Annotated in this window: 10 protein-coding genes; 7 read left to right on the forward strand and 3 right to left on the reverse strand. The window is 61.4% G+C overall.

Annotated elements, in window-relative coordinates; all coding sequences use genetic code 11:
- Nucleotides 1–318 precede the first annotated feature (318 nt).
- A complete protein-coding gene (locus tag GCT19_RS04110; RefSeq protein WP_152851077.1) occupies nt 319–1185 on the forward strand; it encodes a hypothetical protein in 867 nt (288 codons plus the stop codon).
- Between the two features lie 10 nt (nt 1186–1195).
- On the opposite strand, the gene GCT19_RS04115 is transcribed toward GCT19_RS04110, so the two are convergent.
- The gene (locus GCT19_RS04115; protein ID WP_152851078.1) at nt 1196–2104 is read right to left on the reverse strand and encodes a LysR family transcriptional regulator; all 909 of its coding nucleotides are present in this window, start codon (nt 2102–2104) and stop codon (nt 1196–1198) included.
- A 125-nt stretch (nt 2105–2229) separates the two neighbouring features.
- On the opposite strand from GCT19_RS04115, the gene GCT19_RS04120 reads away from it, so the two are divergent.
- The 6 genes from GCT19_RS04120 to GCT19_RS04145 all read left to right on the forward strand — a co-directional run bounded on the left by GCT19_RS04120 (nt 2230) and on the right by GCT19_RS04145 (nt 10788).
- A complete protein-coding gene (locus tag GCT19_RS04120; RefSeq protein ID WP_152851079.1) occupies nt 2230–4350 on the forward strand; it encodes a 3-hydroxyacyl-CoA dehydrogenase NAD-binding domain-containing protein in 2121 nt (706 codons plus the stop codon).
- 29 nt (nt 4351–4379) lie between these two features.
- Nucleotides 4380–5588 carry an acyl-CoA dehydrogenase family protein gene (locus GCT19_RS04125; RefSeq protein ID WP_152851080.1) on the forward strand — a complete coding sequence of 403 codons (1209 nt, stop codon included), beginning with the start codon at nt 4380–4382 and terminating at the stop codon, nt 5586–5588.
- 12 nt (nt 5589–5600) lie between these two features.
- Nucleotides 5601–6752 (forward strand): acyl-CoA dehydrogenase family protein, encoded by a 1152-nt coding sequence (locus GCT19_RS04130; protein WP_152851081.1) that lies wholly within the window; start codon nt 5601–5603, stop codon nt 6750–6752.
- A gap of 236 nt (nt 6753–6988) precedes the next feature.
- Nucleotides 6989–8143, forward strand: coding sequence for a hypothetical protein (locus GCT19_RS04135; protein ID WP_152851082.1), 1155 nt, complete (start codon nt 6989–6991; stop codon nt 8141–8143).
- A 500-nt stretch (nt 8144–8643) separates the two neighbouring features.
- A complete protein-coding gene (locus tag GCT19_RS44785; protein ID WP_152851083.1) occupies nt 8644–9993 on the forward strand; it encodes a tyrosine-type recombinase/integrase in 1350 nt (449 codons plus the stop codon).
- Nucleotides 9994–10194: 201 nt separating this feature from the next.
- A complete protein-coding gene (locus tag GCT19_RS04145; protein ID WP_152851084.1) occupies nt 10195–10788 on the forward strand; it encodes a hypothetical protein in 594 nt (197 codons plus the stop codon).
- A 159-nt stretch (nt 10789–10947) separates the two neighbouring features.
- Here the strand turns inward: GCT19_RS04145 and GCT19_RS04150 are convergent, their stop codons facing one another.
- Nucleotides 10948–12612: a hypothetical protein gene (locus tag GCT19_RS04150; protein ID WP_152851085.1), complete on the reverse strand. Its 1665-nt coding sequence runs from the start codon at nt 12610–12612 to the stop codon at nt 10948–10950.
- 424 nt (nt 12613–13036) lie between these two features.
- On the reverse strand, nt 13037–13402 hold the full coding sequence (locus GCT19_RS04155) for a hypothetical protein (protein ID WP_152851086.1): 366 nt from the start codon (nt 13400–13402) through the stop codon (nt 13037–13039).
- Between the last annotated feature and the right edge of the window lies 1 nt (nt 13403).

Below are 13403 nucleotides of genomic sequence, written 5' to 3' on the forward strand. Positions count from 1 at the left end.
TGGATATCGTCGCTATCGCTGCATGACGTGATGCATGGCCCTCTTGCTTGCCGCCTCTGTGCGCGCATCGCGAGCGTTCGGCAGTTTAGCCCACGACCCTGCGGGTCCCGCTCGACGCCTCGCCTTGCGCAATTGAATTCGCCAGATACGACATAGTCCCGCCGATAATCGCCGACCCGTCGCGCTGAACTCAACATTTTGCGACAAGTCCTGTGTGATTCAAGCCCTTTACGTCTGACTTGTGCCGTGCCCGTCTAGGATCGTTACACAGCTTCGGCGCTTATGTTGCGCCGCATGATCGCTACCCCTGGATGACATATGCGCAAGGCAAGATTTGCATCGTTCTGGCACGGTCCGGAACTATCTCCCTATGAAATCGCCTGCCTGGATTCGTTCACGCAGTACGGCAGCGAGGTCGCGCTTTATAGCTACGAGCCGATCGCCGGATTGCCGCCCGGCGTGACCGCGAAGGACGCGACCACGATACTGCCGCGCGATTCGCTGAACGACTTCCCGATTCGCGGGGTGCCGTCCATCGCGCATTTCACCGACTATTTCCGCTTCGTGATGTTCACGAAGACCGACGAGATCTGGGTCGACACCGATATGCTGCTGTTGCGCGATTTCGATCTGAACGCCAAGGGCGATCTGATCGGCCGCGAGACGCCTTCGAGTATCTGCACAGCGCTGCTGCGGCTCGATTCGGATCAGCCGCGCCTGCACGAGTTGATTGAACGGGTCGAAGCGATGAAGGGTACGGCCATCAAGTGGGGCGACACCGGCCCTCGTCTGTTGACCGCCGTCTACGGCGTGAGGGCCGGTCTTCCCGAAAGCCTGTTCTATCCGGTGCATTTCAACGATTACTACAAGGTGTTCCTGCCGCGCTATTTCGAAGAGTGCGCGGCGCTCTGTTCCGACGCGTACACGCTGCATCTGTGGAACAACCGGGTCGTCAGGATGGGGCTCTTCAAGCGCATCGGCCCGCCCGTTGGGTCGTTCCTGCATCACGTGTTCGAGCAAACCGGCGCCACCGGACTGTTTCGCGAGTTTTATCCGGCGAGCGTGATGCAGGCGATGATCGACAACGCGGTGGAGAAGGTCGGCAGCGACGAAGGCGTGCGCAAGCTGCTGCGCGTCGGCGTGCCGATGGTCACGACGGCGATTGCGCGCAGACTCGGCGCCTGAGTTCGCCACTTCAGTTCGCGCCGCCCCTGCCCGAGCCCTGCGCCTGCTCCAGCACGAAGTCGATGAACGTCGCCGCCGCGCGCGTGTGATGCCGGTTCGGCATGTACAGCATGTACATGTGCGTGCCGAAGATACTGAGGCGCCAGGCATCGAGCGCGGTCAGCACGGCGCCGCGCTTCAAATCTTCCTGCACCACGTAGTCGGGCACGAGTCCGACGCCCAGACCGGCCAGCACCGCCTGCCGTAAAAATAGAAAGTTCTCGGAAATAATCGTCGGTTCGAGCAGCACTTCATGACGCTCGTCGCGCAGATATGCGGCGAGCCGCAACTGCTTGCCGATCACGGCCGCGGTGATCAGCGGCGCGGTGCGCAGGTCGTCGAGCGTCGCGGGCATGCCGTGCGTCCGCGCGAATTCGGGGGAGGCGCAGGCCACGTACCGGACCGGCCCCATGTCTCGCGCGACGAGGTTTTGGGGCGGCTCCGACATCACCCGCACGGCGATGTCGATCTCGTCGCGCATCAGATCCTCGACGCGGTTCTCGAACATCACATCGAGCACGATGCCTGGATAAAGCCGCTTGAACGCGATCAACCAGTCGGACATCACGAGCTGGCCATAGCCGCTCGGCACGCTCAGCCGCACCCTTCCTTGCAGACTCTGGCCCAGCGTCGTCACCGACTCGCGCGCGGCGAGCAACGCGTTGCGGATCGTACGGCCGTGCTCGTACAGCCGCAGACCGATCTCGGTCGGCTCGACGCGGCGCGTGGTGCGCCGCACCAATTGCAGGCCGACCGAACGCTCGAGCTGGTTCAGGTGATAGCTAACGTTGGCACGGCTCATCTTGAGCCGGCGCGCCGCTTCGCTCAGATTGCCGGCATCGAGGATGTCGACGAGCAGGGTCAGCGAATTGACGTCCATTGCGATGCCGTTGTCAAAATAATTTTGACAGTTTGTCAATCAACCATGTGATTGTCAATAAACGTTGACCACTCCAGAATCGGATGATCCGGCGCACTTCGCCAACTCAAACGGAGACATCCACGATGACCCTTTCCCCCTCAGCCGATGTCGTCACGCGCGAATTGCGCGGCAAGGTCCTGCTCGTCACGATCGACCACGCGCCGGTCAACGCGCTCTCCGCCGACGTGCGGCGCGGCCTGCTGGCCGCGATCGAAGCCGCTGACGCCGATCGCGCCGTCGAAGCCGTGCTGATCGTCGGCGCGGGGCGCAACTTCATCGCCGGTGCCGATATTCGCGAGTTCGGCAAGCCGCCGGTGCCGCCTTCGCTGCCGGACGTGTGCAACCGCATCGAAGCCTGCGCGAAACCCGTGATCGCCGCGCTGCACGGCGCCGCGCTCGGCGGCGGGCTCGAAGTGGCGCTCGCCGCGCATTACCGGATCGCCGTCGACGGCGCGAAGCTCGGCCTGCCCGAAGTGCAGCTCGGGCTGCTGCCTGGCGCGGGCGGCACGCAACGCACGCCGCGCCTGATCGGCGCGCCGGCCGCGCTCGATCTGATCCTGAGCGGCCGTCATGCGAGCGCGAAGGAAGCGCTCGCGCTCGGTCTGATCGACCGTCTCGGCGACAGCGGCGACATCCTCGCCGAAGGGCTCGCCTACGCGCACGAGCTGCTCGCCGCGCACGCCCCGGTGCGCCGCACGCGCGACGCCGCCGCCTTGAACGACCGCGCCGCGAGCCTCGCCGCTGTCGCGAAAGCACGCGACGAAACCGCAAAGAAAGCGCGCGGCCTGTTCTCGCCGCTGAAAATCGTCGACGCCGTCGAAGCCGCGATCGAACAACCCTTCGACGAAGGCCTGAAGTTCGAACGCAAGCTGTTCCTGCAATGCCTCGACAGCCCGCAACGCGCAGGTCTCGTTCACGCGTTCTTTGCCGAGCGCGAAGTGCTGAAAGCGCCTGAAACGCGCGACGGGAAACCGCGCGCGCTCGAGGCGATCGGCGTGATCGGCGGCGGCACGATGGGCGCCGGCATCGCGGTCGCGGTGCTCGACGCGGGGCTGCCCGTCACGATGATCGAACGCGACGAAGCGTCGCTCGCGCGCGGCCGCGCGCACATCGACAAGGTCTACGACGGGCTGATCGCCAAGGGCCGCCTCACCGCCGAGAAGAAAGCCGCGACGATGGCGCGCTGGAGCGGCAGCACGTCGTACGATGCACTTGCTCACGTCGACCTCGTGATCGAAGCCGTGTTCGAAGATCTCGACGTCAAAAAGGCCGTATTCGCCGAGCTCGATCGCGTCTGCAAGCCCGGCGCGGTGCTCGCGACAAACACGTCGTATCTGGATATCGAAGCGATCGCGGCCAGCATCTCGCGCCCCGCCGATGTGATCGGCCTGCACTTCTTCTCGCCCGCCAACATCATGAAGCTGCTCGAAGTCGTGGTGCCGAAGCAGGTCAGCGCCGACGTCGTCGCGACCGCATTCGAGCTCGCGAAGAAGCTGCGCAAGACGCCGGTGCGCGCGGGCGTGTGCGACGGCTTCATCGGCAATCGGCTGCTCGCCGTGTATCGCGCCGCCGCGGACGCGCTGATGGAAGACGGTGCGTCGCCGTATCAGATCGACGCGGCCGTGCGCGCGTTCGGCTTGCCGATGGGCCCGTTCCAGGTGGTCGATCTCGCGGGCGGCGACATCGGCTGGGCGGCGCGCAAACGCCGCGCGGCCACGCGCGATCCGAACGCGCGTTACGTGCAGATAGCCGACCGCCTGTGCGAGCGCGGCTGGTTCGGCCAGAAGACCGGCCGGGGCTTCTATCTGTACCCCGAAGGATCGCGCGGCGGCATGCCCGATCCCGAAGTCGAGGCGATCATCGACGCCGAACGCAAGCGCGCGGGCGTCACGCCGCGCAGCTTCACCGACGAGCAGATCATGCGCCGCTATATGGCCGCGATGATCAACGAAGGCGCGAACGTCGTGCACGAAGGCATCGCACTGCGCCCGCTCGACGTCGACGTGACGCTGCTGTACGGCTACGGCTTTCCGCGCTACCGCGGCGGTCCGATGAAATACGCGGACAGCGTCGGCCTGGCGACGATTCTCGCCGACATCCGCGAGTTCGCGAAGGAAGACCCGCTGTTCTGGCGGCCGTCGCCGCTGCTCGTCGAACTCGTCGAGCGCGGAGCGGATTTCGCGAGCCTGAACACGACGGCCTGAGCCGCCACGAACCGGACGGGACGACTGCGATGGATCTGAACTTCACCCCCGAAGAAGAAGCGTTTCGCGCCAGCGTGCTGGCGTTTCTGCGCGACAAGCTGCCGCGACGTCTCGCCGACAAGGTGCATGGCGGCCGGCGTCTGACCCGCAACGACATGGCCGAGTGGCACGCGATTCTGAACGCGCAAGGCTGGCTCGCGAATCATTGGCCCGAAGAGCACGGCGGCCCGGGCTGGAACCCGGTGCAGAAGTTCATCTTCGAAAACGAATGCGCGCTGGCCGGCGCGCCGCGCGTCGTACCGTTCGGCGTCAACATGCTCGGGCCGGTGCTGATCAGGTACGGCAGCGAAGCGCAGAAGCGTCACTGGCTGCCGCGCATTCTCGATGGTTCCGACTGGTGGTGCCAGGGCTATTCGGAGCCGGGCGCCGGCTCCGATCTCGCGTCGGTCAGGACGACCGCGGTACGCGGCACGGACGCGCAGGGTGAGCACTACATCGTCAACGGCCAGAAGACGTGGACCACGCTCGCGCATTACGCGAACATGATCTTCTGCCTCGTGCGCACCGCGACCGACGTGCGCAAACAGGAAGGCATCAGCTTTCTGCTGATCGACATGAATACGCCTGGCGTCGAAGTCCGGCCGATCATCACGCTCGATGGCGAGCACGAAGTCAATGAAGTGTTTTTCACCGACGTGCGCGTGCCGGCCGACAATCTCGTCGGCGAAGAGAACAAGGGCTGGACCTACGCGAAATATCTGCTGACCTACGAGCGCACCAATATCGCGGGCGTCGGATTTTCGGTCGCCGCGTTCAACCGTCTGCGCAAGATCGCCGCGCAACAGCGGCGCAATGGCCGGCCGCTCGCCGAGGATCCCGCGTTCGCGGCACGGATGGCGCGCGTCGAGATCGATCTCGAGAACATGAAGACGACCAACCTGCGCGTGATCGCGGCCGTGGCGGGCGGCGGCGTGCCCGGTGCCGAGAGTTCGATGCTGAAGATTCGCGGCACCGAAATCCGTCAGGAGATCTCGTCGCTGACCCGGCGCGCGATGGGCGCTTATGCCCAGCCATTCGTCGAGGACGCGCTGCACGAAGGCTTCGACGGCGTGCCGGTCGGCCCCGACGAAGCCGCGAGTGCCGCGTCGCAATACTTCAATAATCGCAAGCTGTCGATCTTCGGCGGCTCGAACGAAATCCAGAAGAACATCATTTCCAAAATGATCCTCGGACTGTAAGAGGCGCACGTCATGAATTTCCAGCACACCGAAGATCGCCGCATGTTGGCGCAAACGCTGAACCGGTTTATCAGCGAGCAGTACGGCTTCGCGACGCGCGACGAGATCGCGCGCTCGACGCAAGGCTTCAGCACCGAATTGTGGGCGCGCTTCGCGGAGCTTGGCGTGATCGGCGCATTGTTCGACGAAGCGAGCGGCGGTTTTGGCGGTGGCGGGTTCGATATTTCCGTGGTGTTCGAGAGGATCGGCCGGGGGCTCGTCGTCGAGCCGTTTCTCGATACGCTGATCGTCGGCCGGGCGATCGCTCGCAGCGGCAGCGACGCGCAAAAAGCGGCGCTCGGTTCGTTGATCGACGGCTCGCGGATCGTCGCGCTCGCGCATGGCGAACCGGACAGTCATTACGAACTGGCTCGGGTCGCAGCGACGCGCGCGCGGCGCAGCGTAAATGGCAGCAGCGGCACGTGGACTTTGCATGGCGCAAAGGCCGTCGTTCAGCATGGCGAGCATGCTCAGGTGGTCCTCGTCTCGGCGCGCACGAGCGGCGCGGACGATGCCGAAGCCGGCATCACGCTGTTTCTGGTGCCGACTGGCGCGGCCGGTGTGAGCGTGCGCGGCTATCGGAAGATCGACGGAGGACGCGCGGCCGAAGTGAGGTTCGACAATGTCACGCTCGACGACGACTCCGTGCTCGGCTCAGTGGACCAGGGCTTTGCGACGCTCGAATATGCGGTGAGCTGCGGCGTACTCGCGCTGTGTGCGGAAGCGGTCGGCGCCATGGACGTCGCGAAAGACTACACGCTCGACTATCTGCGCACGCGCAAGCAGTTTGGCGTGCCGATCGGCAGCTTCCAGGCGTTGCAGCATCGCATGGCCGATTTGCTGCTCGAAATCGAGCAGGCGCGCTCGGCGGTGATCAATGCAGCGGCGGCGCTCGAAGGCGGACGCAACGTGCGCGAGCGCGCGGTGTCGGCGGCGAAGTACAGCATCGGCCGGATCGGCACGCGGGTCGCGGAGGAATGCATCCAATTGCATGGCGGGATCGGCATGACGTGGGAGTTGCCGCTTGCGCACTACGCGAAGCGGCTCGTGATGATCGATCATCAGCTTGGGGATGAGGATCATCATTTGGAGAGGTTTGTGGCGTTGGGGGCCCAAGAGCAGTGATTCGCGCGCGAGTGCAAACGCGAACGCCGCACTCTGAGGGCTTCCCGGATAGGCGAATTCCCAAATTCACTTTTGACATGTCCTTGCCGGTGACGCGTCTGCCAGATTGCGCTCAGAGATGCGGATAGCCGCAGACGGCCGAAGCATTTGCATACGCACGCCTCGCCCAACTGTCGCCATGAGCGCGCAAGCGCGGCCGGTATACTTTCAAAAGGCACTTTGATATTGTCGCGGCCATGAATATAAACAATCATCGCGTGCGGGCCGCACTCGTCTTTCTGCTCGCTTTTATCGTTATCTGGTCTCGGGCAGCCATCCGGATTGAGCAAGGTTTTTTGTGGGCGGAAGACGCTCCGATCTTCATTCAACAAGCGCATCAGTTGGGCTTGCGCGCGATCCTGACAACCTATGCCGGCTACCTGCATCTGATCCCCCGGCTAATTGCGGAAACGCAGCGCGTTCTCTTGCCATTGCACGCGACTCCCTATTTTTTCGTGTGGTGCTGCGCGATCCTGACCTCAGGCGCATGCGCGTACGTTGCGTTTGCTCTGCGTGCGGTCACTCCTGTCACCGCGGCGTTCATGGGACTTGCGCCGGTTCTCGCGCCGCAGAACGGCGAAGTGCTTCTCACGATCACCAGCCTGCAATGGGTTCTGCTGCCTGCGCTGTTAGTGCTCCTGTGGGAAGCGGTATTTGAAAGCGACGGCCGCTGGGCTTTTCCGCGCGTCATCGCAGTGGGGTTGCTGGCACTGACAGGGCCGTTCGGCGTTCTCCTCGCGCCAGCCGTCTCTATAGGTATTGCACTGCGTCGGCTCCGGTCAAGGGCCGCGTCGCTGAACTGGCCGGTCATCGCGGCGTATTTCATTGCCATTGCGGTGCAGACTATTGTCATGCTGCGCCATCCGCAATCACCGAAAGGGATACACGATCTTCCGTGGCTCCCGTGGATGCTCCGGGCGATGTTCACGGACTTTCTACCGTCGGTGATGGCCACTAACACGGCCGGTTACCTGTTCGCCGTGCTCGTTACAGGTGTGTGCATTTTGTCGCGTGCGCGCTTGGTGTTCGTATGCCTTCTTTGGTTCAGCGTGCTGCTCTGGGGCTTGGGGGTCACGAGAGCGGAGCCGCTGATGCCGATCGTCTGGTACGGGTACGGAGCGCGCTACCTATATCCATGGGGCATTTTCTTGCTGTGGACTTTGACGTTATCGATCTCCACCGCCAAGAACGCGTTGCTCAAGCCGGTAGCGGGAGTTCTGATTTTCCTGGTTCTGCTCGCCTCGGGCGAAAGATTCGAAGCGGCTGTTCAGCAGCGGTGGGCAATTCAAACGAACGATACGTCCTATCACCTGACTGTTCCACCTGGCTGGTCGATCGATGTTCCGCGCTAAGTCTGATCGTTAGCATATTGCTAACTGCTAGCGTATTCTCTATCTCGCGTCAGCGCGACGGTGCAAGCGAGTTCGTTGCGGTACCGCATAGCGCAGGCCGTGAACCGTTCGAAGACTGCTGGAACGACCGTGTACTGATCTGTGAGGGTGGCACGCGTGCTGCCGTCGCTGCGCGGCGTACAGTCGCAGCGCGAGCTTCGCTCAAAACGATTCACGATAAAACACCGCGGGATGCAAAAGAAAAAGGACTTACAGTTTTCACCGTAAGTCCTTTTTTGATTTTGGTCGGGGCGAGAGGATTTGAACCTCCGACCACCTGCGCCCCATTTAGGTATATCGTCTTTTTCGCACCCTCCCGAGTCTTTCCGAGAACGACCAAAAAAGGCGTATAATCAGTGCTTTAGTTCAATTACTGGTTTTCAGACGTTCCCGGTCGATTCCGCGCGATTCTTCTTCGCGGTGGGGACACGGGTGGGGACACGGAATAGAAGGGCACAGCAATGAAGGTCTACACGGTCAGGCAACTGAAGGCGCTGACGACCGCCGACGCAGGCACGACGCTGCGCGAAGCGGGCGGGCTTGTCGGTCTGGTCCGCGCATCGAAGGCGGGCAACGTGACGGTCATGTTCAAGTTCGAATACAAGCGCGACGGCAAGAAGCGCGAACATGGTTGCGGCACATGGCCCGCCGTCGCCCTTGCCAATGTCAGGGCCGAGCGCGACGCTGCGCGGGCGCTTCTGAACAGCGGCGTAGACCCGATTGAAGCGCGACGCGCGGCCAGACTCGAAAATCAGGTGGCCGTCGAAACGCGGATTGAAGAAGCGCAAGCCGTACTTGACCGGGCGACCTTCGAAACGCGGTTCGGCGAATGGGAGCGCGCCGCACTGTCGAAGCGCAAGGATGGCGGCGCGGAAACCCGCCGCGCATTCGAGAAGGACATCTTTCCGGCGGTCGGCACGAAGGCAATCGAAGACGTGAAGCGCGCTGACCTGATGGCGGTCCTTGACGGCATCATTGCGCGCGGCGCAAATCGGCTTGCGAATCGTTGCCTTGGTGACCTGAAGCAATTTTTGACGTGGTGCGTTGACCGCGAAATTGTCGCCATGAACGTGCTTGCATCAATCACGAAAAAGAAGGTCGGCGGCGCGGAAGAAGAATCCGACCGTGTGCTGTCCGAAAAAGAATTGCGCGCCCTGCCCTTCGCCCTGAAGAACGCCAACCTGAAGAACACGACACAACACGCGATTCTGCTGATTCTCGCGACCGGCGTTCGCGTAGGCGAAGTCATTCGTGCAAGGAAGGCGCATGTCGATATGAAGGCGCGCGAATGGGTCATCCCGTCCGCCAATTCGAAGAACACTGACGCACACCGCGTCCACCTGTCCGACTTTGCCGCACATCACATGCGCTGCCTGCTGGAGTTTTCCGACAGCGAGGAATGGCTGCTGCCTGCCCGCAAGCGTGATGGCACTGAATCGCACGTCGATTTGAAGTCGATTTCGAAACAGATTGGCGACCGGCAATTGAAGTTCTTCGAGCGCGAAGCGCACGCGAACCGTTCAGTCAAGTTCGCGAATGCGCTTGTGCTGGTGCCCGACGCTGAAGAATCGTGGTCGCCTCATGACCTGCGGCGCACTGCCGCGACGATGATGCAGCAGCTTGGCGTGCTGCCAGTCGTGATTGACCGCGTGCTGAATCACCGCGAAGAAAGCAAGGTGCGCCGGACCTATGCTCGATACGACTATGCCGCGGAAAAGTCTGAAGCGTGGGGCTTGCTTGGCGAACGGCTGGAACTGCTGCTGCGGCCCGACGCTAGCAATGTTGTCACGCTTCCGGCCAATGCTGCCTGACCGCTTACCGGACATTCCCTGATACTTCCCGACCTACCACCTTGATACGATAAGTTTGATGGTCCGGCCTGCGACCCCGGCCCCCTGCACCTCAAGACTCCGGCTAGAGCTTGGATGCTGTCTGACATAGAGCCCCTTACCAGCGATGGAAGGGGCTTCGTCGTTTACGGGTCGCCTATTAACTTGGGAGACACATCACAAATGTCTATCGACATCAGAGAGGTTCTAGAACAGTCCCGCGCTGACCGTGTGGCGGCGGCCTTGCCACCTGGAAAACGCTGGCTAGTCGTGCAGGCGGCGTTCAAACGCTTTCGCGACGCGATGGAGGGAATTTCCGAAGTCGCGTCGGTAAACGCCGACAACTTGGCTGACCTCGGCGGCGACGAACTGACCTACCCGTTCAGGCTTAGCGAATACCTGGAGCCTGACCCGGAGTGCGGCGCCTGGTGTGTGCCGCTTTCATCGCTGCTCAAAGAAGCGCGCGTGATGGCGCAAATCGTCAACGACTGGACCGAACGGGTTCTGTCGGCGGCGAAGTCGCTTGAGTTGCGCGGCGGACAAGCCTATGACGCAGAGGATATGGCGATTCGAGACATACTGGCCGGTTTAGGCTATGAGGTGCGCGAAGATTTATCGATGGTCAACACGGCGTATGAACAACGGCTGGCAGAGTTGGGTGAACAGGTAGAGCGCCGGTCAAGGAGCAGGAAAGCGGACGAGGCGCGTGCGGGCTTCCGCCTTGTGCCGAAGACTGAAGCCGATAAGCAATCCCAAAAGCCGAAGCAGAAGCGCTGACACCTGAAACGGCAACTGCGCTCACGCAGCTAGCCATAAACGCGTCTCGCCGACGAACTCTAAAATCCGGCCCGCCACGCCCTCCGCAGCGGGTCGGCAGGGAAGATAATAGCTGGCATCGTCATCAGCACCTTCAGGGGGCTTCCATGACAGGTCGCGCTATTGCAACCAGTCCCGCAACTCGTGTGCGGAGCAACTCGCCCGTAGTCCTTCTCTGACAAATCGCAAGCTCTGCTCGCTGCTGGTATAAATGGGGAAGGGCGTGCAAACGACTCCGACAATCTCTGTGAAAGCTGAAAAATCGAAGTTGTCTCCAGCGGGTTCTCGATTGAGTCCTTCCACGACAGCATCCCATTGGGCGACATCTTCGTCGATTCTAAGGCGCTCATTTTCGACGATGCGGTAGGTACCCCGGTCGTATGCGCGGTCGTATATCCTGCTCTTGCTTGAAACAATCAGCAGCGTTCCGTCCTTCGTTGCCAAAGCATCGATGTCCGTGAGTCTTCGGCCTGCACGCCGAAGTTGTCGTCCGCGAAGTTCCCTAACGGCTGGAGGCGGTGCCCAAGGTGACTGGTCAACCATATCTTGACACTGCAACTCAAACGCTGCTCCGCGCACGTTGCCCAGCACCGGTGCCCTGGACATTTCTACCCGCTGCAAAAATGCGTGGGAGCAGCCTGCAATGTCTAGCAAGTACTGATTGGCATATCGACGACAAACGTTGCCAGCCATCACGGGCCAGAGAGACGCGTTGATTTGATTGACACTCGCAAGCCATTCGGCGGCCGTGGTAGGCCATTGGAAATCCGGCGTTTCTCTTGTCAGTATGGCTGCGACATCGGGAAGATAAGCGTCGAATAACTCTCCCATCCGTGTCGCGCCGCAGAAGAAGTAGCCCTGCTGGAGGATTGACCCAAATGCCCAAGGAATTTGTGCGATAAAAGCCGGCAACATAACGAGGAGTTGGACTAATGGTGCGACATCGCGCAAATACTCAGGTAATCGGGCTTCCCCATCGAACGGCTGGAGGACGTTACGCAAATCTAACGTCTTGAGCATATGGCGGGCCTCCACGGTGATTTCCACTTGAGCGCCGTTTGCATCTGGGTATTGAATGTCGGGATAGTAGCTTGGGTGGCAGCCAAAGGCCAAAAAGGCGGTCAGACCGAAGCGCTCAGCCGATTCAACTAAATCTGAATAGCGTGGCTCGACAGTGGCCAATCCAAGACCCGAGCCGAAGAATTCATGCGACCGGTCGTGCCGCTCATCGTATATTGCGATTGCGCTATCAATGTCAGGCGGAGTTTTCGCGACAAGGATTGCCTGACGTGCATCAAGCGTTGCGCCCTTGCCAATGCGCCGATAGACAATGTGTAGCTGCGAAAGTAGCTTCACCCGACCGACGAACGAGGCGAAATGACGGATAGCAGCGTCATCAACCGGGAAGGTGATTCTGTTGGCTAACTCGCTCCGGTCTTCCTTTGCGAATGCAGATGACACGACTTCCGCAAGAAGTTTGTCGTACCCTAATGTCGTGCCGTAACTACCGGAAAAGAAATCATCAGGCGCTCTCCGCAAGTACCATAGCCAGCGTACACCACCATACCCCGAATGCTCGCGCTGGATATGCGCTTGCGTGGCTGCAATGAATTGCTCCAGGTATTCGGCTGCTTCCGCGCCAACCAACTCAGCGCGGTTCGGGGGATTTTCCCTAAAGACCGCGACTGCGGTTTCAATCGCAGCCCTACCTGATACGTTACGCCATCCACCAGAAGCCGCACGGCCAAAGGCGATAACAGCAGGGTCAACGGCGAATGGGGTCATGTCAACTAACATCCATGTGTTAAGGTCCGGCAAGATAATCCCATGGCCAAGGTGTGTTTGTCAGCTTCCTTGAGCGTTGAGGTGCTGGGACGCCCGCCTCTCTTGAGCAACTTGCGATAACCATTGGGAACGCCGTTCGTGGAAGCGGTCATTCCGATGACGCCTGTCAGGTCGCGCCAGTTCCAACGGACGGAGAGTCTGGGCAACGGTTTATGGTTAATTCGTCGATGCACCGAAATCGCAAGGCGGCCAAGGGTTTCCATCGGAGTCGGGTGGGTATCGCGTAAGGTCACGCGCCGGTCAGCCCCGCGTCATAAACAGGATGTTTAGCGAAGAAGAAGTCTCCGGGCGGTGTCCGGTTGCATCGCACAAATCCGGAAAACTCCCCCCGGGTCTCTCCCTCTGTGTCGCCGCGTCACCGCCGCTACTTCCATAGAATCGGCGCATCTTCAGATGCGTGAATCACGGTCGATTGCTGACCCGCGCTGCGCTCCGCCTTGTCACTGGCTGCAGGGTTCGCGCGCAGCAGGATTCCAACGCCACCATCGAGTTCGACCAGCATGCGCGTGCCAGCGCCACCGCACTTCGAACCTTCCGGCCACACCATCGAGACTCCGACGACGCGCGTCTTCGCTGCGACGACCTTCGCAAACAGATAGTGCAGCGCACGTGCCGCTTCGAGGTTCGACAGATAGTCCGCCGCCTCCGCCATTTCCGGACTGTTCTGAAGCAGCGACTTCGACCAGCGACCCACTGACGCCGGGTCCATCGCCTGCGAGAGATAACGCACA

This window comes from Paraburkholderia atlantica, assembly GCF_009362785.1.
Lineage (GTDB): Bacteria > Pseudomonadota > Gammaproteobacteria > Burkholderiales > Burkholderiaceae > Paraburkholderia > Paraburkholderia atlantica.